The 25,467-nt window shown below is 68.9% G+C and carries 20 protein-coding genes; 10 read left to right on the top strand and 10 right to left on the bottom strand.

Going from position 1 to position 25,467, the window contains the following annotated elements; translation table 11 throughout:
* The first annotated feature begins 46 nt into the window (after nt 1-46).
* From ASG62_RS03745 to ASG62_RS03735, 3 genes are all read left to right on the top strand, one after another.
* Complete coding sequence (locus tag ASG62_RS03745; protein ID WP_056698563.1) at nt 47-1,420, top strand: MFS transporter; 1,374 nt, start codon at nt 47-49, stop codon at nt 1,418-1,420.
* 90 nt (nt 1,421-1,510) lie between these two features.
* On the top strand, nt 1,511-2,554 hold the full coding sequence (locus ASG62_RS03740; protein WP_056698395.1) for a Gfo/Idh/MocA family protein: 1,044 nt from the start codon (nt 1,511-1,513) through the stop codon (nt 2,552-2,554).
* Nucleotides 2,555-2,558: 4 nt separating this feature from the next.
* On the top strand, nt 2,559-4,541 hold the full coding sequence (locus tag ASG62_RS03735; protein ID WP_057180290.1) for a hypothetical protein: 1,983 nt from the start codon (nt 2,559-2,561) through the stop codon (nt 4,539-4,541).
* 754 nt (nt 4,542-5,295) lie between these two features.
* Here ASG62_RS03735 and ASG62_RS03730 read toward each other — a convergent pair.
* Nucleotides 5,296-6,009: a transcriptional regulator NanR gene (locus ASG62_RS03730; RefSeq protein ID WP_056698391.1), complete on the bottom strand. Its 714-nt coding sequence runs from the start codon at nt 6,007-6,009 to the stop codon at nt 5,296-5,298.
* 209 nt (nt 6,010-6,218) lie between these two features.
* Here ASG62_RS03730 and oiaX point away from each other — a divergent pair, with 209 nt between their 5' ends.
* Entirely contained in the window at nt 6,219-7,520 is a 1,302-nt protein-coding gene (gene oiaX, locus ASG62_RS03725) for a 3-oxo-isoapionate-4-phosphate decarboxylase OiaX (protein WP_244487669.1), read from the top strand.
* Nucleotides 7,521-7,525: 5 nt separating this feature from the next.
* Entirely contained in the window at nt 7,526-8,872 is a 1,347-nt protein-coding gene (locus ASG62_RS03720) for a four-carbon acid sugar kinase family protein (protein ID WP_413814171.1), read from the top strand.
* A 6-nt stretch (nt 8,873-8,878) separates the two neighbouring features.
* On the opposite strand, the gene ASG62_RS03715 is transcribed toward ASG62_RS03720, so the two are convergent.
* The 5 genes from ASG62_RS03715 to ASG62_RS03695 all read right to left on the bottom strand — a co-directional run bounded on the left by ASG62_RS03715 (nt 8,879) and on the right by ASG62_RS03695 (nt 12,542).
* Entirely contained in the window at nt 8,879-9,607 is a 729-nt protein-coding gene (locus ASG62_RS03715) for an amino acid ABC transporter ATP-binding protein (protein ID WP_056698383.1), read from the bottom strand.
* The gene (locus ASG62_RS03710; protein WP_056698379.1) at nt 9,585-10,244 is read right to left on the bottom strand and encodes an amino acid ABC transporter permease; all 660 of its coding nucleotides are present in this window, start codon (nt 10,242-10,244) and stop codon (nt 9,585-9,587) included. The genes ASG62_RS03715 and ASG62_RS03710 overlap by 23 nt, the downstream gene beginning before the upstream one ends.
* Nucleotides 10,241-10,912, bottom strand: coding sequence for an amino acid ABC transporter permease (locus ASG62_RS03705; RefSeq protein ID WP_056698376.1), 672 nt, complete (start codon nt 10,910-10,912; stop codon nt 10,241-10,243). The genes ASG62_RS03710 and ASG62_RS03705 overlap by 4 nt, the downstream gene beginning before the upstream one ends.
* A 73-nt stretch (nt 10,913-10,985) precedes the next feature.
* Nucleotides 10,986-11,774: a transporter substrate-binding domain-containing protein gene (locus ASG62_RS03700; protein ID WP_056698373.1), complete on the bottom strand. Its 789-nt coding sequence runs from the start codon at nt 11,772-11,774 to the stop codon at nt 10,986-10,988.
* Nucleotides 11,775-11,804: 30 nt separating this feature from the next.
* Nucleotides 11,805-12,542 (bottom strand): GntR family transcriptional regulator, encoded by a 738-nt coding sequence (locus ASG62_RS03695; RefSeq protein WP_056698370.1) that lies wholly within the window; start codon nt 12,540-12,542, stop codon nt 11,805-11,807.
* Between the two features lie 261 nt (nt 12,543-12,803).
* Between ASG62_RS03695 and ASG62_RS03690 the strand changes: the two genes are divergently transcribed.
* A complete protein-coding gene (locus ASG62_RS03690; RefSeq protein WP_057180288.1) occupies nt 12,804-14,828 on the top strand; it encodes a methyl-accepting chemotaxis protein in 2,025 nt (674 codons plus the stop codon).
* Between the two features lie 804 nt (nt 14,829-15,632).
* Here the strand turns inward: ASG62_RS03690 and ASG62_RS03685 are convergent.
* From ASG62_RS03685 to ASG62_RS03675, 3 genes are all read right to left on the bottom strand, one after another.
* Nucleotides 15,633-17,726 (bottom strand): methyl-accepting chemotaxis protein, encoded by a 2,094-nt coding sequence (locus tag ASG62_RS03685; protein ID WP_057180286.1) that lies wholly within the window; start codon nt 17,724-17,726, stop codon nt 15,633-15,635.
* A gap of 228 nt (nt 17,727-17,954) precedes the next feature.
* Nucleotides 17,955-18,158 carry a hypothetical protein gene (locus tag ASG62_RS03680; RefSeq protein ID WP_056698364.1) on the bottom strand — a complete coding sequence of 68 codons (204 nt, stop codon included), beginning with the start codon at nt 18,156-18,158 and terminating at the stop codon, nt 17,955-17,957.
* Nucleotides 18,159-18,183: 25 nt separating this feature from the next.
* The gene (locus ASG62_RS03675) at nt 18,184-18,369 is read right to left on the bottom strand and encodes a hypothetical protein (RefSeq protein WP_156381947.1); all 186 of its coding nucleotides are present in this window, start codon (nt 18,367-18,369) and stop codon (nt 18,184-18,186) included.
* Nucleotides 18,370-18,618: 249 nt separating this feature from the next.
* On the opposite strand from ASG62_RS03675, the gene ASG62_RS03670 reads away from it, so the two are divergent.
* Nucleotides 18,619-21,507 (top strand): response regulator, encoded by a 2,889-nt coding sequence (locus ASG62_RS03670; RefSeq protein ID WP_056698358.1) that lies wholly within the window; start codon nt 18,619-18,621, stop codon nt 21,505-21,507.
* A 51-nt stretch (nt 21,508-21,558) separates the two neighbouring features.
* On the opposite strand, the gene ASG62_RS03665 is transcribed toward ASG62_RS03670, so the two are convergent.
* On the bottom strand, nt 21,559-22,107 hold the full coding sequence (locus ASG62_RS03665; protein ID WP_056698355.1) for a formaldehyde-activating enzyme: 549 nt from the start codon (nt 22,105-22,107) through the stop codon (nt 21,559-21,561).
* A gap of 253 nt (nt 22,108-22,360) precedes the next feature.
* On the opposite strand from ASG62_RS03665, the gene ASG62_RS03660 reads away from it, so the two are divergent.
* The 3 genes from ASG62_RS03660 to ASG62_RS03650 all read left to right on the top strand — a co-directional run bounded on the left by ASG62_RS03660 (nt 22,361) and on the right by ASG62_RS03650 (nt 25,466).
* On the top strand, nt 22,361-24,013 hold the full coding sequence (locus tag ASG62_RS03660) for an ABC transporter ATP-binding protein (protein ID WP_413814170.1): 1,653 nt from the start codon (nt 22,361-22,363) through the stop codon (nt 24,011-24,013).
* Between the two features lie 224 nt (nt 24,014-24,237).
* Nucleotides 24,238-24,759: a MarR family winged helix-turn-helix transcriptional regulator gene (locus ASG62_RS03655; RefSeq protein ID WP_082537432.1), complete on the top strand. Its 522-nt coding sequence runs from the start codon at nt 24,238-24,240 to the stop codon at nt 24,757-24,759.
* Nucleotides 24,756-25,466 (top strand): SDR family NAD(P)-dependent oxidoreductase, encoded by a 711-nt coding sequence (locus tag ASG62_RS03650; RefSeq protein WP_056698352.1) that lies wholly within the window; start codon nt 24,756-24,758, stop codon nt 25,464-25,466. Before ASG62_RS03655 ends, ASG62_RS03650 begins: the two co-directional genes overlap by 4 nt.
* Nucleotide 25,467 lies beyond the last annotated feature (1 nt).

Below are 25,467 nucleotides of genomic sequence, written 5' to 3'. Positions count from 1 at the left end.
ATGGGCCTGCGCGCCCCGAGCGGCACCAGAATGGGGGGAATTGTCGATGACCGCATTGGACAGGAACGTCGAGACATCGACCATCTCCAAGATATCCTGGAGGCTGGTACCGTTCATCGGCTTGATGTTCTTCATCAACTTTCTCGACCGGACCGCGATCAGCTTCGCGGGGCCGAACGGGATGATGACAGATCTGGCGCTGACCACGGCGCAGTTCGGCTTCGCGGCCGGCATCTTCTTCTTCGGCTACATCCTGCTCGAAGTGCCGAGCAACCTCGCGCTGCACCGCTTCGGCGCGCGCAAGTGGCTGGCACGCATCATGATCAGCTGGGGCATCGTCTCACTGCTCTTCACCTGGGTCGGCAATGCCACGCAGCTCTACTGGCTACGCTTCTTCCTCGGCATCGCAGAAGCCGGCTTCTTCCCGGGCGCGATCCTCTATCTCAGCCTCTGGGTTCCCTCGCGCCATCGCAGCCGGGTGCTCGCCGTCTTCTACGTCGCCCAACCGCTGACCACGGTCATCGGCGCGCCCATCGCCTCGCTCCTGATCGGCGCCCACGGCGCCTTCGGCCTGGAAGGTTGGCGCCTCATGTTCTTCGGCGTGTCCGTGCCCGCGATCGTCGTCGGCATCGTCACGCTCTACTACCTGCCGGACCGCCCGAACGACGCGCGTTGGCTCACGGCGGAGGAGAAACGCTGGCTGAACGGCGAGTTGGAGCGCGAGGAGCGCGTGAAGACGGCCGAACATGGCCTCGCCAGCGCCAAGGCGCTTCTGGACGGGCGGGTCTGGATTCTCGCTGCCATCTATTTCGGCTTCATCTATGGGCTCTACACGCTCGGCTTCTTCCTGCCGACCATCATCGGCGGCTTCGAAGCAAGCTTCGGCACCAAGTTCACGATCTTCGAGCGCGGCCTCATCACCGCGGTTCCCTACCTTCCGGCGGCGGTTGCCCTGGTTCTCTGGAGCCGGGATGCCACCCGGCGCGGTATCCGTTCCTGGCATGTCGGCCTGCCCGCTCTCGTCGGCGCAGCATCCATTCCGCTCGCGCTCACCATGTCGTCACCGGCGGCGACCATCGCCGTCATCACGATCACGGCCTGCGCCATCTTCTCGGCCCTGCCGAACTTCTGGTCGATCCCGGCGCGCTTCCTCTCCGGCGCGGGCGCGGCGGCCGGCATCGCGCTGATCAACACGATCGGCAATGTCGCCGGCTTCGCGGCCCCCTTCATAACGGGGGCCGTCAAGGACTGGACGGGCTCCTACGTCGTTCCGATGATGATCGTCGGCGTTGCCATGCTGGTCTCCGCGATCCTCACCTTCTCGATTGCCGGCCGCATCCGCGAGCCGGTACCCGTCGCAGGGGCAAACAACGGGGCCGCGGCAGAGCCGGCGACCGCGCGGGGGCGCCCGGCGTCATGATGTGCCATCCGACGAACAGCCTATGACATCGGCGCCCCATATCCGTCAGAACGGGTTGCCATCCAGACGAACGAGATCGGGGATACCGACATGACCGAACTTCGCGGCGGCCTCATCGGCTGCGGATTCTTCGCCAACAACCATCTGAACGCCTGGCGCGACCTGTCCGCGTCGGGCGACGGCGCGGCGATCGTGGCTCTCTGCGACCGCGACGAGGCGCGGCTCGCCTCCGTCGCGAAGGCCTTCGGCATCGGGCGGACCTATACCGATGCGAAGGCCATGTTCGAGGCCGAGGCGCTCGACTTCGTCGACATCGCGACGACCGCGCCGACGCATCGCGCGCTGGTGGAGCTGGCCGCCGCCCACAAGGTGCCGGTCATCTGCCAGAAGCCGATGGCGCCGACCATCGCGGACGGGCGCGCCATGGTCGCGGCCTGCGAGGCGGCCGGCGTGCCGATGATGGTGCACGAGAACTTTCGCTGGCAGAAGCCGATCATGGCGGTGGAGGAGATCGTCCGCTCCGGCGCGATCGGCAAGCCGTTCTGGGGCCGCGTCTCCTTCCGCTCCGGCTACGACGTCATTTCCGGCCAGCCCTATCTGGCGGAAGGGACACGTTTCATCATCGAAGATCTCGGCGTCCACGTCCTCGACACCGCGCGCTTTCTCTTCGGAGAGGTCTCCCGGCTCACCGCCTCGACCGCGCAGGTGAACCCGACCATCAAGGGCGAAGACGTCGCCACCATGCTCCTCGTCCACGAAGGCGGCGTCACCTCCGTCGTCGACTGCTCCTATTCCTCGCGGCGGGCGCGCGAGCTGTTTCCCGAAGTTCTCATCGACGTCGAGGGCAGCGAGGGCTCGGTGCAGCTCGATGCCGGCTATCAGCTGACCCTCATCACCAAGGACGGGCCGCAGACGCGCGACGTCTCGCCGACGCCGCTCGCCTGGGCGGAGCAGCCCTGGCACGGCGTGCAGGAGAGCGTCCTCAACATCGAGCGCCATTTCATCGAGACCCTGCGCGCGGGCACGGAGCCCGCGACGTCCGGGGCGGACAATCTGAAGACCTTCGAGCTGGTGGAGGCGGCCTATCTCAGCGCCGCCACGGGCCGGACCGTAGATCCCTCCGAGGCCCGCTAGTCCCATGGAGAGGGCCGCCGCCGATCGCCTGAAGCTCTTCGGCACGACCGAGGCGCCGCCGGTCTCCCGCCGCCTCGTCGCGGGCCCGCTGGAGGCCGATCTCGACGCGGGCGGGCTTCGCGCCATCCGCTGGCGCGGCGTCGAGGTCCTGCGCGCGGTCGCCTATGTCGTGCGCGACCGCGACTGGGGCACCTATGCCCCGGAGATCGAGGGGCTCGAGGTCGCCGAGCGGGCGGGCCGGAACGGGGAGGACACGTTCGACGTGTCCTATCGCGCGACCTGCCGGGCGGAGACCGGGGAGATCCTCCGCTTCACCGCGCAGATCGGCGGCCATGCGACGGGCCGGCTCGTCTTCGCCGTCGATGCCGTGTCGGAAGGGCCTTTCGAGACGAACCGCTGCGGCTTCTGCGTGCTCCACCCGATCGAGAGCCTCGCCGGCCGGCCCGCCACCGTGACGCACACGGATGGCCAGGTGGAGTTCGCGCGCTTTCCCGATCTCATCGAGCCCTGGCAGCCCTTCCAGGACATTCGCGCCATCGCCCACGAAACGGCGCCCGGCGCGCTCGCGACCTGCCGGATGGAGGGCGACGCCTTCGAGATGGAGGACCAGCGCAACTGGTCGGACGCCTCCTACAAGACCTATGTGCGCCCGCTGGCATTGCCCTGGCCCTATCGCCTGCCCGCCGGGCGCACGATCCATCAGAGCGTGACGCTGACCATCGCCGACATCCGCCGCCAGATCGAGCCGGCGACCGAGGCCGGAGAGACCGGAGAGGGCGCGTCCGCCGGCCGCATCGCCCCGCCGATCCGCGTCGAGCTCGGCGCAACTGATGGCAAGACCCTGCCGCGCTTCGGCGTCGCGGTGTCGCCGGAGGAGGCGCCGGCCGCGCTGGCGGCCCTCGAGTCCTTCCGCGATCTCGCGCCGCGCCATCTCCTCCTGCAGTTCGATCCCACAGCCGGCCATGGCGCCGAGGCGCTCGCCGCGCTCGCCCGGCTCGCGCAGGCCCTGCCGGACGCACCCGTGACGCTCGAATGCGTGGTGCCCGGCGTGGCCGCGCCCGGCGAGGAGCTGGCCGGCATCGCGGCGCTGGTGTCGGCCTCCGGGCTCGCGCCCGCCGCGATCGTCGTCGGCCCCTCCGTCGACCGGCAGTCGACCCCGCCCGGCAGCGCCTGGCCGGATTGTCCGCCGCTGGAGGAGGTCTATGCCGCCGCCCGCGCGGCCTTTCCGGGCATCGCGCTCGGCGGGGGCATGTTCAGCTACTTCACCGAGCTGAACCGCAAGCGCGTGCCGGCGGAGCTTCTCGATTTCGCGACCCATGCGACCTGCCCGATCGTGCACGCCGCCGACGATGCGAGCGTCATGCAGACGCTGGAGGCGTTGCCCTTCATCGCGCGGACGGCCCGGAGCTTTCTCGGGGAGGTGCCCTATCACCTCGGCCCCACCACGATCGGCATGCGCCAGAACCCCTACGGCTCGCGCACCCTGCCGAACCCCGATGGTGGCCGCGTCGCCATGGCCGCCGACGACCCGCGCCAGCGCGGCCTCTTCGCGGCCGCCTGGACCATCGGCTATGCCGCGCGCCTTGCCGGAAGCGGCGTCGCCGCCTGGACAGGCGCCGCCTTCGCCGGGCCGCGCGGTCTTCTGGCGCCAAGCGGCGGCGTCGTGCCCGCCTTCCACGTCGCCAAGGCGCTCGCTGCCCTGTCGGGCCTGCCCCGCCGCGCGCTCCGCTCGTCCGACCCACGCCGCCTCGACGGCTTCGCGGCGCAACGCCCGGACGGCTCGACGGAAATCTGGCTCGCCAATCTCACCGGAGAGAACCAGCCCCTCCAACTCGACGCCGCGGTCGACCCCGCCCGCACCGCCATCCTCGACCTCGACAGCTTCGACCTGGCCGCCGACGGATCGCTGCCGCCATCCCGCCCCGGCACGCCCCCCACCCATCTCGGCCCCTACGCCGCCCTGCGCCTCGTCACACGACCGGCATGATCGATCTCCCGAAGCTGCAACCGATCAAGCTGCCGATCTCCCCCCTTGAGGGGGAGATGTCCGGCAGGACAGAGGGGGGCGCCTCCCGCAACCGGCGGATCGAGACACCCGGCAAATCGTCCAACGCTGGCACCCCGTCGCGCCCCCCTCTGCCTGCCGGCATCTCCCCCTCAAGGGGGGAGATCAGGCTTGTCGCGACGGGCGATGGCGCACAACCAAGTCGCGACAGCCGGCACCTAGACCGCATCGCGCAGCGTCATGCCACCGGCCCAACCGCTCTCCCGAACACACCGCCCGCCCAGCCGCCGATCTCCCTCCTTGCGGGGGAGATGCCCGGCAGGGCAGAGGGGGGTGCCTCCCGCAACCGGCGGATCGAGACATCCGGCAAATCGTCCGACGCTGCCGTCCCTGCGCACCCCCCTCTGCCTGCCGGCATCTTCCCCGCAAGGAGGGAGATCAGGCTTGCCGCGACGGGCGATGGCGCACGACCCAGGCGCGACAGCCGGCGCCTAGACCGCATCGCGCGGCGTCACGCTTCCGACCCCGCCGCTTTCCCGAACACACCGCCCGCCAAGCTGCCGATCTCCCTCCTTGCGGGGGAGATGCCCGGCAGGGCAGAGGGGGGTGCCTCCCGCAACCGGCAGATCGAAACACCCTTCAAACCGTCCAACGCCGGCACTCTGTCGCGCCCCCCTCTGCCTGCCGGCATCTCCCCCTCGAGGGGGGAGATCAAGCTAACCTCGAACGCCCCCGCTCACCCCATCTGGTGCACGTACAGCGCCCGCGAGCGTTCCAGATGGCGCACCATCGCAGCTTCGGCCGCGACGGGGTCGCGTGCCTTCAGGGCCGCGACGATCTCCTCGTGCTCGACGAGGGTCAGGTTTTCCTTGCCCGTCCAGATCAGCATGTCCGTGTGGTACTGTTTCAGCCAGCCGAGCATGGCCTCGGCGACAGCTGCGAAGATCGGGTTGCCTGGGATTTCGGCGATGCGCAGGTGGAAGCGCATGTCGGCGGCGATGAAGGTTTCGGCGTCGCCGAGGGCGTCGCGCTGGGTCTGGAGAAGCGCCTCCAGCGCCGCGATGTCGGCCTCGCCCGCCCGGCTCGCGGCCTGCACGACGATGCCGCGCTCGAAGAAGATGCGCGCCTCCTTCAGATGGCCGAGCGCGTCCGGCGAGGTCTGGAGCATGATCTCGGCGCCCGCGTCCACCGTGCCGAAGAGCGAGCGCGGCGTCATGCGCAGCACGCGCGCGCGCTCGCCGTGGTTGATCGCGAGAAGGCCGAGCCCCGCCAGCGACTGCATGGCCTCGCGGATCGCCGGCCGGCCGACGCCGAAGCGCTCCATCAGCTCGCGCTCGGAGGGCATCGCGTCGCCCGGCTGGAGCTCGCCGCCCGTGATCATCGCCTTCAGCCGGACGAAGACCTCGTCGGAGAGCTTGCGGCGCACGATGGGTCCGGCGGGAACGGGCATGGATCGACCCCTGCAAAAACGAGCCGACCATCAGCCCGCCTTCTGGTATAATGATGATACCAGAGCGCTCAGTCGATGGATACGGGGCGGCCTCGAAAACGGCTCGCGGCCTTTCCGTCCGCGAAGGTCCCAAGCCTCTCATGCCGTTGAAACATTCGGGGCGTCTCCGACACGCGGATACGCCGAAATGTCGGGCCGTCGGGCTTAAGATGAGCATCACTTTCGAAGGGCAGCCGATGCGCAGCGAGATCGTCGTCACCTACCGGATCGAAACCGCCGGCAGCGTCGAGGCGCTGGCCGAAAAGATCGCGAGCGACCAGTCGACCGGCACCTTCGTCGCGCTGCCCGGCGAGACGCCGGAGCTGAAGGCCCGCGTCGGCGCGCGCGTCCTCGCCGTGCGCGATCTCGGGACGACCGAGGAGCCCGGCTTCGGCCGCGAGGGCGCCGGCGACCCCGGCCCCTACCGGCGCGGCGAGGCCGACATCGCCTATCCGCTGGAGGCGGTCGGCACCGATCTCGCCGCCCTCATGACCATCTGCATCGCCGGCGTCTACGCGATCAAGGGTTTCACGGGCATCCGCGTCACCGGGCTCCGGCTGCCGCCCGAATTCGCGGAGCGCTATCCCGGCCCCCGATACGGCATCGAGGGCTCCTTCGCGCTGACGGGCGTGCCGCGCGACCGGCCGATCATCGGCACGATCGTCAAGCCCGCGCTCGGCCTGCGCCCGGAGGAGTCCGCCGCCATGATCGCGGACCTCGCCGAGGCCGGCGTCGATTTCGTCAAGGACGACGAGAAGCTGATGAGCCCGGCCTATTCGAGCCTGGAGGACCGGGTGAAGGCCGTGATGCCGGTGATCCTCGACCACGAGCAGAAGACCGGCAAGAAGGTGATGATGGCCTTCGGCATCACCGCCGCCGATCCCGACGAGATGATGCGCAACCACGACATCGTGCTCGCCGCCGGCGGCAACGCGGCCGTCGTCAACATCAACTCGATCGGCATGGGCGCCATGCTTTTCCTGCGCAAGCGCTCGGGGCTCGCGCTCCACGCCCATCGCAACGGCTGGGACATCCTCACCCGCCATCCCGCGCTCGGCCTCGACTTCTCCGTCTACGAGACGATCTGGCGGCTGCTCGGCGTCGATCAGTTCCAGATCAACGGCATAGCGGCCAAGTACTGGGAGCCCGACGCCTCCTTCGTGCGCTCGTACGAAGCGCTGCAAAGGCCGCTCGGCAGCGCGATGGAGCGCCCGCTCCCGGTCGTCTGCTCCGGCCAATGGGGCGGGCAGGCGCCGGAGACCTTCCGCGTCACCGGCGGCTCGACGGACCTCCTCTATCTCTGCGGCGGCGGCGTCGTCAGCCATCCGATGGGGCCGGCGGCGGGCGTGCGCGCCGTGCGACAGGCCTGGGAGGCGGCGAAAGCCGGCGTGCCCCTCGAAACCTACGCCGCCGACCATCCCGAACTTTCCGCCTCGCTCGCCAAGTTCGGCGCCTCCGCCTCCGCCGCCTGATGGACATGCCGACCATGCCGACCCCACCGCTTCTCCTCAGCTTCTACGGCGACGATCTCACCGGCTCGACCGATGTCATGGAGGCGCTGGCGCTTCGCGGCGTCGAAACCGTGCTCTTCCTCGACCGGCCGACCGAGGCGCAGCGCTCGAAGTTTCCCGATGTCAAAGCCCTCGGCCTTGCCGGCACCAGCCGCTCGGAATCTCCGGCCTGGATGGACGAGCATCTTCGCCCCGCCTTCGACTGGCTGGCCGAACAGGGCGCCGAGATCTGCCACTACAAGGTCTGCTCGACCTTCGATTCCTCCCCCGCCATCGGCAATATCGGCCGGGCGCTGGAGCTCGGCCGCGCCGCCTTCGGCCATCGCCCGGTGCCGCTCCTCGTCGGCGCGCCGCAGCTCAAGCGCTACACCGCCTTCGGCGAGCTTTTCGCGGCCTATCGCGGCGAGGTCTTCCGCATCGACCGCCATCCCGTCATGAGCCGCCATCCCGTGACGCCCATGCACGAGGCGGACCTGCGCCGCCATCTGGCGGGTCAGACCGACCTCTCCATCGCGCTGGTCGATCACCTCGCGCTCTCGGACGGCGACGCGGACGCGGCGGTGGACGCGGCACTCGGCGCCGAACCCGGCGCGATCCTCCTCGACGTCCTGAACGCGGCGACGCAAAGGTCCGCCGGCCGCCAGTTGCAGCGCCTTGCCGAAGCCGGCTGCCGCTTCGCGGTCGGCTCGTCCGGCGTCGAATATGCGCTGGCGGAAGCCTGGAAGGCTTCGGGCCGCATTCCGGGCGCGGCGCGCTTTTCGCCCCTGCCGCCGGTCGATCGCCTCGCCGTCGTCTCCGGCAGCTGCTCGCCGACGACCGAGAGGCAGATCCGTCATGCCGAGGCCGAAGGCTTCTCCGCCATCGCCTTCGATCCCCGCGCCTTCATAGCCGGCGACGAGGCCGCGATCGCCGCCATGACGGAGGCGGCGCTGGCGCATCTGGCCGCCGGCCGCTCCGTCCTCGTCCACACCGCGATGGGGCCGGAGAGCGATCTCGGCGAGGAGATCGCGAACGAGGCCGGCGCCCGCCACGCCATCGGCCGCGGCCTCGGCCGCCTCCAGGCGCGCCTCGTGCGCGAGGCCCGGCTCACCCGCGCCGTGATCGCCGGCGGCGACACGTCGAGCCACGCGCTGCGCCAGCTCGACGTCCACGCCCTGACCCCCCGCTTCCCGCTCGCCGAAACGCCGGGCTCGCCGGTCGCCTCCGCCCATAGCGACGACCCAGCCATCCACGGCCTCGAAATCGCGCTGAAGGGCGGGCAGGTCGGAAACGACGACTATTTCGTCAAGCTCCGCTCGGGCATCCCCGGCTGACGGGCGTCAGGCCGCGACGCCGAGAAAGCGCTGGAGTTCGGGCGTCTTCGGATCGGAGAAGACGCTACCCGGCGGGCCGATCTCGTGGACGCGGCCCTCGTGCATGAAGACGACGCGCGAGCAGACGTCGCGGGCGAACTTCATCTCGTGCGTCACCATCATCAGCGTCATGCCCTCGGCGGCGAGTTCCCGCACCACGGCCAGCACTTCGGCGACGAGTTCGGGATCGAGCGCGGAGGTGATCTCGTCGCAGAGGAGCGCGATCGGCTCCATGGCGAGCGCCCGCGCGATGGCGACGCGCTGCTGCTGCCCGCCGGAGAGCTCGTCCGGATAGGCGTCGAACTTGTGGGCGAGGCCGACGCGCTCGAGCTGCCGGCGCGCCATGGCCTCGGCCTCCGCCTTGCCGGTCTTCCTCACCACCATCTGGCTCAGCATGACGTTCCGCCCGGCGGTGAGATGGGGGAAGAGGTTGAACTGCTGGAAGATCATGCCGACCTTCAGGCGCAGCGCCTTCAGATGCGTCTCGTCCGGCAGGAGCTGGGCGCCCGCGACCATGATCGAGCCGTCGTCGATCGTCTCCAGCCCGTTGATGCAGCGCAGGAGGGTGGACTTGCCCGAGCCGCTCTTGCCGATGATGGCGATGACCTCGCCCGGCTCGACGTCGAGGTCGATCCCCTTCAGGACCTCGTTGGCGCCAAAGCGCTTCCTGACCTCAGTGACCGCGATGAGCGACATTGAGCTTCCTTTCCAGCATCTGGGCGGATTTCGAGAGCGGCCAGCAGAGCGCGAAATAGACGAGCGCGACGAGGCCGTAGACGGTGAAGGGCTCGAAGGTGGCGTTGGTGACGATCGTGCCGGCCTTGGAGAGTTCGGTGAAGCCGATGATGGAGGTCAGCGCCGTGCCCTTCACCACCTGGACGGAGAAGCCGACGGTGGGCGGCACCGCGACGCGCAGCGCCTGCGGCAGGATCACCCAGCGCATCTGCTGCAGGCGGCCCATGCCCAGACTCGCCGAGGCCTCCCACTGGCCCTTGGCGACCGCCTCCACGCAGCCACGCCAGATCTCGGCCAGGAACGCCGCCGACCAGAGGATCAGCGCCGCGCCCGCCGCGAGCCAGGCCGGCACGTCGATGCCGAAGAGGCCGAGGCCGAAGAAGGCGAGGAAGAGCTGCATCAGGAGCGGCGTGCCCTGGAAGAGCTCGACATAGCCGCGCGCGAGGATGCGCGTGCCTTTCGATTTCGAGATGCGCAGGAAGAGGATGGCGAGCCCGACGAGGCCGCCGCCGACGAAGGAGACGAGCGAGAGCACGACCGTCCAGCGCGCGGCCAGAAGCAGGTTGCGCAGGATGTCCCAGGTGGTGAACTCGGTCATGCCGCCGCCCTCTTGGGAAAGATCGCAGCGCCCGCAAGGCCCATCAGCTGCCTGAGGAGGATCGCCAGCGCCAGATAGGTCAGCGTCGAGACGGCATAGGTCTCGAAGGCGCGGAAGTTGCGGGACTGGATGAAGTTCGCCGCGAAGGTCAGGTCCTCCGCCGCGATCTGCGAGACGACGGCCGAGCCGAGCATCACGATCACGACCTGCGAGGAGAGCGCCGGCCAGATGCGCTGGAGCGAGGGCACGAGCACGACATGGCGGAAGGTCTCGAAGCGCGTCATCGCAAGGCTCACGCCCGCCTCGAACTGGCCCTTCGGCGTCGACTGGATGCCCGCCCGGATGATCTCGCAGCTGTAGGCGCCGAGATTGATCGTCATGGCGATGTAGGCCGCCGTCATCTCGCCCATCTGCAGCCCGAGGCCGGGCAGGCCGAAGAAGACGAAGAAGAGCTGGATCAGGAAGGGCGTGTTGCGGATCAGCTCGACATAGGCCGCGACGGGATAGCCGAGCGCCCGCGGCCCGAGCGCCCGGATCCAGGCGCAGACGATGCCGAGGCCGATTCCGAGGACGGACCCGACCAGCGTCAGCTGGACCGTGACGCGCACCCCGTGGACAAGGACCGGCCAGTATTCCGCCAGCCAGGAGAAGTCGAACTGATAGGTCATCTCTGAGGCGTCCGCCTATGAAACCGAAGGAGGCCCCCGCCGGATGGGGCGGGGGCCCGAGCGATCCGGCCGATCACAGATCGGCGGGCAGATCCGTCTTCAGCCATTTCTGGGAGATCGCGTTCAGCGTGCCGTCCGCCTTGGCGGCGGAGACGATCTCGTCCACCTTCGCCTTCAGCGCGGCCTCGCCCTTGGTCAGGCCGATGTAGCAGGGCGAGTTCTTGATGAGGAACTTCATCTCCGGGCGCTTGGGCGGATTGCGCTCGATGATCGCGGCGGCGACGACGTTGCCGGTCGCGACCAGCTCGACCTGACCGGAGAGGAAGGCCGAGATCGTGCCGTTATTGTCCTCGTAGCGCTTGATGGTGACGTCGGAGCCGGCGATCTTGGAGAGCTCCAGATCCTCCACCGCGCCGCGCGTCACGCCGACCGTCTTGCCCGACAGCGCCGCGACATCGGCAGCCGCGACGTCGGCGGGGCCGAAGACGCCGTTGTAGAAGGGCGCATAGGGCACCGAGAAGTCGATCACCTTCTCGCGGTCCGGGTTCTTGCCGAGCGAGGAGATGACGAGATCGACCTTGTTGGTCTGCAGGAAGGGCACACGGTTGGCCGAGGTGACGGGCGTCAGCTCGACCTTCACGCCAAGCTTCTCGGCGATCAGCGTGGCCATGTCGATGTCGTAGCCCTGCGGGGTCATGTCGACGCCGACCGAGCCGAAGGGCGGGAAGTCCTGGGGCACGGCGACGCGCAGCGTGCCGCGGCTTTGGATGTCGGAGAGCGCGTCGGCGCGGGCGGCGGCCGGCAGCGCGGCGAGGGTGGCCAGCGCGAGGCCGGCGGCCAGGAGGGAGCGGCGGTTCATCATGGGGGATCGGTCCTTCATAAAGACGAATGGTCAGGCGGCGTTGGAGGGTCGGGACTTGCCCGGTGCGGGTGAGGGGAGGTCGGCGGACATGGCAAGCGACAGCCGGAGCGCGGCGAGCGGATCGGCCGCAAGGTCGAGATCGAGACCGGCCTCGACCTCGTCGATGTGGAGGACGGCAAGATCGGCGGCGGCGGCGAGGTCGCCCCGCTCCAGGGCCTCGACGATCCGGCAATGGCCGAGATGGGACTCCTCGGCATGGTCGTCCGACTGGTAGAGCATCGCGATCAGGATCGTTCGCGCCGTGAGATCGCGCACGATCGAGGTGAGGACGGGATTGTCGAGGATCTCGACGATGCGGATGTGGAAGTCGCCCATCAGGCAGACGAGCCGGGGATGATCGCCGACGGCGAGCGCCTGGCGCTCCTCGGCCAGATGGGCATGCAGATGGCCGAGCGCGCCGGCCCCGAGGCGCGGCAGGAGCCGGATGGCGCCAGCCTCCACGGCCCGCCGCGCCTGGAAGACGCGCCCGGCCTCCTCTGCGGAAGGCTCGACCACGAACCAGCCGCGGCGCGGACGCACCTCGACGATGCCCCGCGTCTCCAGCCGCATCATCGCCTCGCGCACGAGCGTCCGCGAGACGCCGAACAGCGTCGCGAGCTCGCCCTCGCCGAGCCGCGCGCCCGGCCGGATGCGATGCGCCAGGATGGAGCCGAGGATCGTCTGGTCGATCGAGTCGGCCGATTTGTCGTGAACGTCGCCGTCTTGCATACAAGAGAGGAATGCAAGGCTCGTGCCATGTGCCCGGCCGCGCTGCTGCAGCAGCTTAGCGGGACGCGGCGGGCTCTACCTGCCTGCCGCTGCGGCAGATCGCTGCCTTCTTGGGCAGGCCGGGATCGCCTTCGGCCGGGATCGCAACCGCGGCGTCAGAACCGGGCTCTTCGGCGCAGACCGGAATTTCATAGCCGGGTAATAATACGATAACACATTGATGATGAAAGGAGGTCTCCTCCCCCTCTGAAAGGAACGACAGTGCTGAGCCGTTTCCGGATCGCGACAAAGGTCGCCTGTATTACCATCGTCATCAGCATGATCGGCGTTTGCGCCTCGCTCTATGCCGTCAGTGCCCTGCGAGCCGCCGATCGCGACTACTCCTCGCTCATCTCCAATCCCGACCGTTCGGCCCTTCTTCTTGCGCGCCTCAACCGCGTGACCAACGCAGTCGGCTACGGCGTCTATCGGGCCTTCACCTATGACGGGCCCGAAGCCGCCGAGGCGGCGAAGGCGGTGCAGACGGCCGTCGAGCTCGGCAAGTCCTATATCGACGAGGCCGCCCGCCTTCTCCCCGATCGCGCGGACCGGATCGAGACGATCAAGGCCGATTTCCTCCTGATCTCGAAGGTCGCCACGAACGCGGCAGGCGTGGCCGCCAGGGCCGACAACGCAACGGCTTCCGCCCAGAACGAAGCCGCCAAGCGCTCGATGATGGCGATCGACGGCAAGATCGCCGCCCTGTCCGCCGAGATCGCGGTCCTGAACGACGAGACGGTGGAACGGGTCGAAACCCGGTCGAACGAGCTGACCGCCGAGGCAGAGAGCACCAGCACGCTCCTGATCGGCGGCACGCTGGCGAGCGCGCTTCTGGGCCTCTTCGCGGCGCTCTTCGTCTCCTCGCGGGGCATTACCGGCCCGTTGAACGTCTTGCGCGACAAGATGGTGGAACTGGCGGACGGTCGTCTCGACACCGAGATCACCGGCCAGGAGCGCGGCGACGAGGTCGGCGCGATGGCCAAGGCCGTGCAGATCTTCAAGGACGCGGCGCTGCGCAACAAGCGCCTGGCCGGCCAGGAGCGCGGCGACGAGGTCGGCGCGATGGCCAAGGCCGTGCAGATCTTCAAGGACGCGGCGCTGCGCAACAAGCGCCTGGAGGCCGAGGCCAGCGCCGCCCAGAGCGCCCAGGCCGAGCAGCGCGAGCGCCAGTCCGCCATCGACGGCGCCAAGGCCGAGGATCTGAAAGCCTTCGTCCATCAGGTCGAGGAAGGCTTCGACCGCCTCTCGGCCGGCGACCTCACCACCCGCATGACCCGAGCCGTCGCGCCCGAGTTCGAGCCCATCCGCGCCAAGTTCAACGGCTCGGTCTCGCAGCTGGAAACCACCATCGGCTCCGTCGTCACCGCCGTCGGCACGATGCGCACCGGCCTCGGCGAGATCACGGTCGCCGCCGGCGATCTGTCCCAGCGCACCGAGCAGCAGGCGGCGAGCCTCGAAGAGACCGTCGCGGCGCTGTCGGAGGTCGTGCGCGGCGTCGGCCTGACCGCCGAGAGCGCCGACGACGCACGCGCGGCCGCCTTCATGGCGCAGAAGGAAGCGGAAAAGGGCGGCGCGGTCGTCACCCAGGCGGTGGCCGCCATGGCCGAGATCGAGGCCTCATCCGACAAGATCGGCCAGATCATCGGCGTCATCGACGAGATCGCCTTCCAGACGAACCTCCTGGCGCTGAACGCGGGCGTCGAGGCGGCGCGCGCCGGCGAGGCGGGCAGAGGCTTCGCCGTCGTCGCGCAGGAGGTCCGCGGGCTCGCCCAGCGCTCGGCGGAGGCCGCCAAGGAGATCAAGGCGCTGATCGCGACCTCCTCGACCCAGGTTGAGCAGGGCGTCGGCCTCGTCTCGGCCTCGGGCCGCAGTCTCGAACAGATCGTCGCCCAGGTCGGCGCGGTGGCGCAGGCGATCGCGCAGATGGCGCAGTCGGCCCGCGAGCAGTCGGTGAGCCTGAAGGAGGTCTCGGTGGCCGCCGACCAGATGGACAAGGTGACGCAGCAGAACGCGGCCATGGTGGAGGAGACCACCGCCGCCGCGCAGTCGCTGTCCGCCGAGACCGAGCAGCTCGCCGGCCTCGTCGACAGCTTCCGCACCGGCGCCTCCGCGGCTCCCGCCGCAAGGCCGGCCACGCCCGTTCGCCGCAGCTCGGCATCCACCGTCCAGCGGCCGGTGGTTCAGATGCGCAGCACCGGCGGCGCGGCGCAGAAGGCGCAGGCTGCGGAGGATTGGGCGGAGTTCTGAGCCGGGGCCGTCCGGCCCTCACGGGTCCGGCGCAGACGCGCGAATGGCCTGACCTCGGGTGCCGCCGTGCGAGGCGGCCCCTCGCCCGTTCTGCGAACCTCAAGCGACGAACTCGTCCTCATGGAAGCGTCCGGCGGCTCCGAGCCGCCGAGGCTTTCTTCTCCGTCGGGACCTTTGGAAAGAAGGGAGATCGGCTGCCTCGGTGGCCGATCGAAATTTTCAGCCGTCTGCGAGGGGTCGAAGCCGTTTGCAGCAAGCTCGATCCGTCTGAATGAAGCCTGCCCCCTGCATCAGGCTCGACCCTCAACGACGAGCCTGGACCTCCTGCAACCGAGCCGAACCGTTTGCGACAGGCTGAACCGTCCGTGTTCGGCCTGTCGTCCCTCCTTGCGAAGAGATGCCGGGAAAAGGGGGGGTGCCTCCCGCCGAAGTCCGACGTTCCGGCGGTCGCCCCGACCGACGCCTGATCTGCGGTGCGCCTCCTCCTCCGATCTCGCGGCCACCGCTTCGCCGCTTCTCGAACCGGCCCTTACCCTTCGTGCTTCTCTCCAAAGCTGGTTCCGCGATCCCGGCGATCCCAGAGCCTCGCACCCCGTCGGCACCCTCCACCGATCCGGGCATCCCGCGCCCCCTCGCGCGCCGCCTCATCGCCCTGCCGGGACGGTCTCGCCTGGAGTTTGTCCGGGATCAGGAGAAGCCGGTTATCCCGAAACGGCAAACGACCACACGGAAGTCGAGAGTCTGCCTGGTTCAAGATGGACCTGACAGACTCCGGCGCCACGCTCCTACGGGACGGACCCCGGCTCAGAACTCCGCCCAATCCTCCGCAGCCTGCGCCTTCTGCGCCGCGCCACCGGAGCCGACACTGCGCATCTGAACCACCGGCCGCTGAGCCGCGGGTGCGGCGCTGCGGCGAACGGGGGCGGCCGGCCTTGCGGCGGGGGCCGCGGAGGCGCCGGTGCGGAAGCTGTCGACGAGGCCGGCGAGCTGCTCGGTCTCGGCGGACAGCGACTGCGCGGCGGCGGTCGTCTCCTCCACCATCGCCGCGTTCTGCTGCGTCACCTTGTCCATCTGATCGGCCGCCACCGAGACCTCCTTCAGGCTGACCGACTGCTCGCGCGCCGACTGCGCCATCTGCGCGATCGCCTGCGCCACCGCGCCGACTTGGGCGACGATCTGTTCGAGACTGCGGCCCGAGGCCGAGACGAGGCCGACGCCCTGCTCGACCTGGGTCGAGGAGGTCGCGATCAGGCTCTTGATCTCCTTGGCCGCTTCCGCCGAGCGCTGGGCGAGCCCGCGCACTTCCTGGGCGACGACGGCGAAGCCTCTGCCCGCCTCGCCCGCGCGCGCCGCCTCGACGCCGGCATTCAGCGCGAGAAGGTTCGTCTGGAAGGCGATCTCGTCGATCACGCCGATGATCTGGCCGATCTTGTCGGAGGAGGCCTCGATCTCGGCCATGGCCGCCACCGCCTGGGTGACGACCGCGCCGCCCTTTTCCGCCTCCTTCTGCGCCATGAAGGCGGCCGCGCGCGCGTCGTCGGCGCTCTCGGCGGTCAGGCCGACGCCGCGCACGACCTCCGACAGCGCCGCGACGGTCTCTTCCAGGCTCGCCGCCTGCTGCTCGGTGCGCTGCGACAGATCGCCGGCGGCCACCGTGATCTCGCCGAGGCCGGTGCGCATCGTGCCGACGGCGGTGACGACGGAGCCGATCGTGGTTTCCAGCTGCGAGACCGAGCCGTTGAACTTGGCGCGGATGGGCTCGAACTCGGGCGCGACGGCTCGGGTCATGCGCGTGGTGAGGTCGCCGGCCGAGAGGCGGTCGAAGCCTCCCTCGACCTGATGGACGAAGGCTTTGAGGTCCTCGGCCTTGGCGCCGTCGATGGCGGACTGGCGCTCGCGCTGCTCGGCCTGGGCGCTCTGGGCGGCGCCGGCCTCGGCCTCCAGGCGCTTGTTGCGCAGCGCCGCGTCCTTGAAGATCTGCACGGCCTTGGCCATCGCGCCGACCTCGTCGCCGCGCTCCTGGCCGGTATCCTCGGCCTTGGCGCCGTCGATGGCGGACTGGCGCTCGCGCTGCTCGGCCTGGGCGCTCTGGGCGGCGCCGGCCTCGGCCTCCAGGCGCTTGTTGCGCAGCGCCGCGTCCTTGAAGATCTGCACGGCCTTGGCCATCGCGCCGACCTCGTCGCCGCGCTCCTGGCCGGTGATCTCGGTGTCCAGACGCCCGTCCGCCAGTTCCACCATCTTGTCGCGCAAGACGTTCAGCGGGCCCGTGATGCCCCGCGAGGAGACAAAGAGCGCCGCGAAGAGGCCCAGAAGCGCGCTCGCCAGCGTGCCGCCGACGAGGAGATAGGCATTGCTGTGGGAGGCCACCGTCAGCTCGTCCGACCTTGCATCGACGCGCCCGATCGTCTCGTCGTTCAGGCTCGCGATCCTCAGGGAAAGGTCCACGATCTTGCCGTCGGCCGTCCGCATCAGGGCGGTGGCGACGTCGTTGTCCGAGCGTGCTCCGGCGGCCGCGGCCTGGGTGGCGATGTCGGCGATCTCCAGGAAGCTCGTCCGGATGGCGTCCATCTTGTCCTGCCGCTCGGGCATCCGCGTCATGATGTCGGCGATGTAGGACTTGCCCGTCTCGATGGCGTCCAAGGTCGTCTTCTGCGCCGCGACGGCTTCCGGCCCCTCGTAGGATATGGCCCGGTAGACGCTGTAGCCGAGCATGTTGGTCATGCGGTTGAGCCGGGCGAGAAGAAGGGTCGAGCGGTCGAGATTGGAGATCATCGTGGAATAGTCGTCGTCCGCGCTGCGGATGACGCTCGCGGCATAGAGCGATGCGAAGAGCCCGATGAGGCTGATCACCACCGCGATGCAGGCGACCTTCGTGGCGATCCGGAACTGGCTCAACATGGCGAGGCTCTCGTAAGAATAATAAGCCTCTCAAATAACTCACGATGACCTTATCTACAGGTTACCGGACGTTGGAGCTTCCTACAGTTCGGAGGGCGACGACCTCATACGTTCCCAGGTTGCGCCCGTGTTGCTTGCGCCCGTCATCCGACAGAACGACGTCCCGGTCCGGGCCGGCCGAGAACACCCGGTCGATCTGCCGCAGAGGAATGCGGCCGTGTTGCTGCATCAGTCCTGCGACTGGAGAAGCCGCTGGAGGGCCTGTTGCTCCGGGCCGTTGCCGAGGGCGAGGAAGGTCTTGACCGCGATCGGGGTCAGAGTTCCGCCGGAGGAGAGGTTCGCCCGGTGGAGCACGTAGGGGTCGGCGTCTCCCGCCTCCTGGACGACGTGCCATTCGTCGCCGTTGGAGCTGTGATAGAGGAGGATCGTCACGGCGATCTCCGGTCGTGGATGGCGATCATGCGGACAATCGCTTGAGATTGGCCTGGACGATCTCGCGATAGGCGGTGACGACGCTGTCGGCGGAGTTTCCGCTGGCGAGGCTGGCGAGCGCGGAGGCGTTGGCCTCGACCTTCTCCGACATCATCAGCGACATTTCGGTCATGATGTCGGGCCCGAACTGGCCGATGGCGACCATGCGCATCCAAATGACTTGGTTGGCCTCCATTGCGAGACACATCGTATTGGCTATCTGCTGAAACATCGCGTGCCTTTCCGGGAGAAAGCATCTCCCTTTCCGTTCGTCAGCGTTCTGGCGTCGACTTCGTTCCGATCCGCTTCCCGGCGGACCATTTGAAGGGCGGCATCCGGCCTCGCGCAATCCTTCCGGCGCAAGCCTTCCCCGGGCGTGCATCGCGGCGTCCCTCGTTCTCCTTTCAGAAAGCCCGGCTTCATGGCGATCAACACGATCGGTTCCTCCCCCCTCGGCGCGGGCGCCTCCAAGTGGGACCGGTCGACGGGCTTCACGGTCTCAGCCGCCATCCTCGCCGTTTCCGTGCCGGTCTTCGCCTGGACGCTCTGGGCCGGCCATTCGCGCTCGGTCTCCAGCGACGCGCAGGCCGCGCTGAACCTTTCGCTGACGGACCTTCTCTCCACCGTGACGGTCGCCCAGAGCAGCATGCGCGGCTATGTCCTCACCGGCACCGACGAGTTCCTCGACCCCTATCGCCAGGCAGCGGCGGCCTTTCCGGCCGCCATCGACGCGGTCACGCAGACGCTGGCGCTGGCCCGGGTGGACGGCGAGGAGGTCGAGATCGTCGCCGATCTCGCGCAGCAGCAACTGGACTTCGTCCAGTCGGTCGTGACGGCGCGGATGGAGGAGGGCTTCGTGGCGGCGACCGATCTCGTCAAGAGCGGCGTCGGGCGCGAGATCATGGCGGAGCTGCGCGGCACGGTCGGCGAGATGCGCGCGGCCTCGACCGAGGTGATCGCCGCCAACGGCCGGTTCGAGCGCTTCCTGACCTTTCTCCAGGTCGGCGTGTTCCTGCCCGCCATCGCGGCCGCGCTCTATCTGGCCTGGCTCGTCGTGCGCCGCCAGCGGCAGCTGCGCGCCGGCGCCGATCTCCTCAGCGATCTGATGGAGGCCGCCCCCGTGGGCGCGGCCTTCTTCGACGGCGAGCGCAAGCTGCTTCGCACCAATGCCGAGTTCGCCGGCATCGTCGCGGCCCATTCGGCGGCTTCGCCGGGGCGCTGGCTGATGCCCGTCATCGACCGCGTCCTGTCCGAGCGGCGCACCCACACGGACCGGGAATTCGTCTTCGGCGAAGGGCAGGACCGCCATGCGGTCGTCTCGGCCTTTCCGACGCGCGCGGCGGGAACCGATGCCGGCGGCGTCGGCGTCTTCGTGCTGGAGACGACGGAGCTGCACCGCACGGCGTCCGCGCTCAGCGAGACCAGCCACCGGCTGACGGCGATCGCCGACAACATTCCCCAGCTCGCCTGGATGGCCCGGCCGACCGGCGAGATCGTCTGGCACAACAGGCGCTGGTACGACTATACCGGCACGACGCCCGAGCGCATGGCCGCCGAAGGCTGGTCGGCGATCATCGATCCCGACCATGCGGCGCGGGTCGACGAGGGCTACCGCGCCGCCATCGCGGCGGGCGAGCCCTTCGAGGACACGTTCCCGCTGATGGCGGCGGACGGCTCCTATCGCTGGTTCCTCACGCAGGCCGTGCCGATCAGAAGCGCCGAGGGCGCGATCCTGCGCTGGTTCGGCACGAACACGGACGTCACCAAGCAGCGCGCGCTGGAGGAGGAGTTCCTCGCCGCCAAGGAGCTCGCCGAAAACGCCAACCGGGCCAAGAGCCAGTTCATCGCCAATATGAGCCACGAGCTGCGCACGCCGCTCTCGGCCGTCATCGGCTATGCCGAGATGCTGGAGGAGGAGGTCGAGGATCTCGGCCAGACCCATCTCCTGCCCGACCTCAAGAAGATCGAGGGCAATGCCCGCCATCTCCTCAGCCTGATCAACGACGTTCTCGACCTCTCCAAGATCGAGGCCGAGCGGATGGACCTCTTCGCCGAGACCTTCGAGCTGGCGGGCGTGCTCGACGACGTCGCCTCGACCGTCGGCTCGCTGATCGCCAAGAAGCACAACACGCTCGTCGTCGAGCACGACGGCACGCTCGGCGCCATGCACAGCGACCAGACCAAGATCCGCCAGTGCCTCCTGAACCTTCTCTCCAACGCCTCGAAGTTCACCGAGAACGGCACGATCCGGCTCGTCGCCGAGCGCTCCTTCGACGGCCAGCGGGACTGGATCATGCTGGCCGTCACCGATAGCGGCATCGGCATGACGCCGGACCAGGTCGAGCGCCTCTTCGAGCGCTTCGCCCAGGCCGACGAGACGACGACGCGCAAGTTCGGCGGCACGGGCCTCGGCCTCGCCATCACGCGGGCCTTCTGCCGCCTGCTCGGCGGCGATATCGGCGTCGCCAGCGTGGAAGGGGAGGGCACGACCTTCACGATCCGCATTCCCGCTGTCGTCGAGGAGGGGCAGGACGAGCCGATCGCGCCGACCGGCGGAGACGCGACGCTGCCCGGCCCCGCCGGCACCGTGCTCGCCATCGACGACGACCCGCATGCGCGCGATCTCGTCACGCGCTTCCTGACGCGGGAAGGCTTTTCCGTGCGCACCGCCTCCGACGGCGTGGCGGGGCTGGAAATGGCGCGGGCGATCGTCCCCGACGTCATCCTTCTCGACGTGACCATGCCCAAGAAGGACGGCTGGTCGGTCCTGACCGAGCTGAAGGCCGATCCAGTCCTCTCCTCCGTTCCCGTGGTCATGGTCTCCAGCCTCGACGAGAAGCGCATCGGCTATGCGCTCGGCGCCTCCGACTATCTGGTCAAGCCCGTCGAATGGGACCGGCTGAAGGAGGTGATGGACCGCTACCGCGAGCCGCCGGGCGGCTTCGTCCTCGCCATCGACGACGACGAGGACACGCTCGGGCGCTACGCCACCATGCTGCAGCGCCAGGGCTTCGACTTCGCCGCCGCCACGAACGGGCGCCTCGGCCTCCAGCGCGTCGGCGAGCGGCGGCCGGACCTCATCCTGCTCGATCTCAACATGCCCGTCATGGACGGGTTCGATTTCCTGAAGGAGCTGCGGGCCGACCCGGCCCATGCCGACATTCCCGTCGTCGTCCTCTCCTCCAAGGATCTCAGCGCCGAGGAGCGCCAGTTGCTGAACTCCTCGGCCGAGCAGGTTCTCTCCAAGACCGAGGTCTCGCTGCGCCAGCTCGCCGAGCAGATCCGCGGCGTGGTGGTCCCGAGGGGCTGACGGGCGCCGAAGGCGGGCGGCGGGGCCCGACGTCCGCCGCACGCCCCGTTCTCAGAGCTTCCCGTCGAGGCCCATCTGGTAGTAGCGGTGGATGATCTTGTCCTGGTTCTCCAGGAGCCAGTCGATATCAGGCTCGTTCGCCATCGCCTTGCGGATCGCCTCGAACATGCCCTTGCGGTGGATGTCGAAGAGGACCTTGTGGTCGAGATTCTCGACGTCGACGATGGTCGGCGCGAGCCAGACCGAGCAGATGATGCCGAGATCGTTCACCTGGTCCTTCGGCAGGATGCCCGCCCGCACGGCGTCGAGGACGCCGTTCGCGATGGCGAACTGCACGGTTCCCATGAGGATGTTGGTGTAGCGCTGGTCGTTCACCGTGACCTTCGAGACGCAGAGCGTCATCGGGCGCACCATGACGTCGGTGTTCAGAAGCGCGAAGACGCGCGTGTGCCCGGCAACCTGATCGCCCGTCAGCGTCGCCAGCGCGGTGCCGACCGGCCCGTCGAGCGCCCCGATGACGACCTCGGGCTCCGCCGCCGTGCCCGGAGGCCCGCCGACCACGAGGGCCTCGCCCGCGCGTAGAATGATGCGATCGCTCATCAGATTCCCTGTCCGTCATTCCCGATGAGCGCTTCTATACCAGCCTCGCACGGGCCACCGCCATCCCGGCGGCGGGATCGGGATGGGCACGGGGCCGCCGGTCGAACAAAGAAGCCAGGCTTTCGAATCTTCTCGACAGGGACGCGAAGGTGGCTTCCCATGCACGCTCGAACCGTCCTCGATCCCGGCTGGCACCGATATTGCCTTGCAAAGGGCGGGCGCGTCCGGCGCCCGGTCGAAGACCCTCCTGCAGATGGAACGCCGAGCCATGACGCATCTCGATCCCGCTTCCCCAACCCCGCTCCTGCGCGTCGAGAACCTGACGGTGGCGCTGCCCGGCGGAATGGACCGGCGCCACGCGGTCGAGAACGTCTCCTTCGAGCTGATGGCGGGCGAGATCCTCTGCATCATCGGCGAATCCGGCTCGGGCAAGTCGGTCACGGCCAATGCGGTGATGGGGCTTCTGCCCTCCGCGCTGACGGTCGAGAGCGGGCGCATCCGGCTGAAGGACACCGACCTCATCGGCGCCTCCGCGCGCGAGCTGCGCAGCCTTCGCGGCCGGATCGTCTCGATCGTGTTCCAGGACCCGCTCTCGGCGCTGAACCCCCTGATGACGATCGGCGACCAGATCGTGGAGGTGATGGACGCCCATCCGGCCGAGGCGCCGCGGGACCGCGAGGCCCGCGTGCTGGAGCTTCTCGCCGAGGTCGGCCTTCCCGACCCCGCGACGCTGCGCCATCAATATCCGTTCCGCCTCTCCGGCGGGCAGCGCCAGCGCGTGATGATCGCCATCGCCCTCGCGCTCGACCCGGACATCCTGATCGCGGACGAGCCGACGACGGCGCTGGACGTGACGACGCAAGCGCAGATCCTGGAGCTCATCGCCAGCCTCCAGAAGCGCAAGAACATGGGCGTCATGTTCATCACCCACGATTTCGGCGTCGTCGCCGACATCGCGGACCGGGTCATCGTGATGGAGAAGGGATCGATGGTGGAGCAGGGATCGGCGAAAGCCGTCCTCGACACGCCCGCGCACCCCTATACCAAGCGCCTCATCGCGGCCGTGCCGAAGATGCGCACGGCCGACCGGGCGCTCAGCGCCGAGGCGCCGGTGGTGCTGGAGGTGAAGGACCTCTCCAAGACCTTCCGCCTGTCCGGCTCCTTCTTCGGCAAGGCGCGCGAGCTGAAGGCGGTGGACGGGGTCTCCTTCGACGTGCGCAAGGGGCGCACGGTCGGCATCGTCGGCGAGTCCGGCTCCGGCAAGTCGACGCTCGGCCGGCTCGTCATGAAGCTCATGCCATCTGACGGCGGCGAGATCCGCTTCGACGGACGCGACGTCGCGCACATGCCGGAGCCCGAGTTCAGACGCCTTCGGCCCTATATCCAGATGATCTTCCAGGACCCGTTCGCCTCGCTCAATCCGCGCATGACGATCGGGCGCGTCCTGACGGTCGGGCCGATGGCGCACGGAGTTTCGCGGCACGATGCAGAGGCGAAAGCTCTGCGTCTCCTGTCGCTGGTCGGTCTCGAAGCGGGCGCCTTCGAGCGCTTTCCCCACCAGTTTTCCGGCGGCCAGCGCCAACGCATCGGAATCGCGCGTGCCCTCATGTTCGATCCCGTCCTCATCGTCGCGGACGAAGCGGTCTCGGCGCTGGACGTGTCGATCCAGGCGCAGATCCTCGATCTCCTGGAGACGGTCCAGGCCGAGACGGGCGTCGCGATGATCTTCATCACCCACGACCTGCGCGTCGCGAGCCGCCTCTGCGACGAGGTGGGCGTCATGCATCGCGGCCGGATGGTGGAGTTCGGCCCGCCCTCGCAGATTCTCCACACGCCCTCGCACGCCTATACGCGGCAGCTGATCGCGGCGATTCCGGGCGGGGAATGGGAGGCGAACGCGGCTTGAGCCGAGGCTTCGCTGGGCTCGGACGAAGCAGATGGCGCCGGTCAATGGCGCCATCTTAGGCAGATAGAAGTGGCGCTCAAAAATCTCGCGAAGCCGCCTTAAAAGTAGTTGTGTTTGTCCACTATCAGGTGAATGATCCTGTCACAGACCTGACGTCGACCCCCTCGATCGGCCTTGTCCGATCCAGCGGCTTGCGGGCTTTCCCGCAGCGGAAAGGGAACGGCATGCCGAGACAGATTTCGCTTCGCCAAGCTCCGCTTCCGGCGCGCGAACCCGCGCTGAGGGCGGCCGATGTCGATCTCGACGTCCTCGACGGGACGCTGAGCTTCTTCATCCGCTCCATCAACATCGCGGTCAGCCGCGATCTCGACCGCCGCCTCGAAGGGCTCGAGGTCGCCAAGGGCACCGGCAAGGTCACGACCCTTCTTCTCGTCGGCCGCCATCCCGGCATCCGGCCCTCCGTCATCGCCGAGATCATTCTGAAGGATCGGTCCGCCATGGGCCGGATCGTCGACGACATGCAGGGTCAAGGCCTCGTCCGGCGCGAGGTCGCGGGCGACGATTTCCGGGCGCAGGCCCTCTTCCTGACGCCGAAGGGCGAAGAGCTCGCCGAAACGGTGCGCGGCATCGTCGGCGCCTCGCGCGACTTCTTCGGCGATGTCGAGGACGAGGACTACGAGGCGGTCATGGCGCTCCTGCGCAAGATCTACTGGCGCATCGTCGCCAAGGCAGAGGTCCGCCCATGAGCGAGGCGCGAACGGTTCTCATCTCCGGCGCCTCGCGCGGCATCGGCCGGGCGCTCGCCCAGCGTCTGGCGAGCGACGGCTGGAACCTCTCGCTCGGCATGCGCCGGCCCGTCATGCCCGATTTCGCGGACCCTTCGCGCACGCACGTTCAGGCCTACGACGCGGCGGCGGGCGGCGATGCCGGCACCGGCGAGGCGGCCTGGGTGGCCGCCGCGCTCGCAAGGTTCGGCCGGATCGACGCCATCGTCGCCAATGCCGGCATCATGATCCCGAAAAACGTGATCGAGGCCGAGGACGAGGACCTCGACGCGATGTTCGCCGTCAACGTCAAGGCGCCTCGCCGCCTCGCCAAGGCCGCGTTCGAGCCGCTGTCGGTCTCCGGCCGGGGCCGCGTCGTCATTCTCGCTTCGCTCTCGGGCAAGCGCGTGAAATCGGCGGGCTCGGGGCTCTACGCGATGACGAAATTCGCCGCCGTCGCGCTGGCGCACGGCATCCGACAGGCCGGCTTCGACCGGGGCATCCGCGCCACCGCCGTCTGCCCCGGCTTCGTCGGCACCGACATGGCCCGCTCCATCACGGATCGGCCGGACGAGGCGATGACGGACCCGGCCGAACTCGCCGACGCCATCGCCATGCTGATCAACCTCTCCAACACGGCGAGCGTCGCGGAGTTCGCGGTGAACTGCCAGCTCGAGGAGCTCTACTGAC

The sequence above is a fragment of the Aureimonas sp. Leaf427 genome (assembly GCF_001425485.1).
Lineage (GTDB): Bacteria > Pseudomonadota > Alphaproteobacteria > Rhizobiales > Rhizobiaceae > Plantimonas.
The sequence above is the reverse complement of the archived record's forward strand: the minus strand, read 5'-3'. Positions and strand labels throughout refer to the sequence as shown.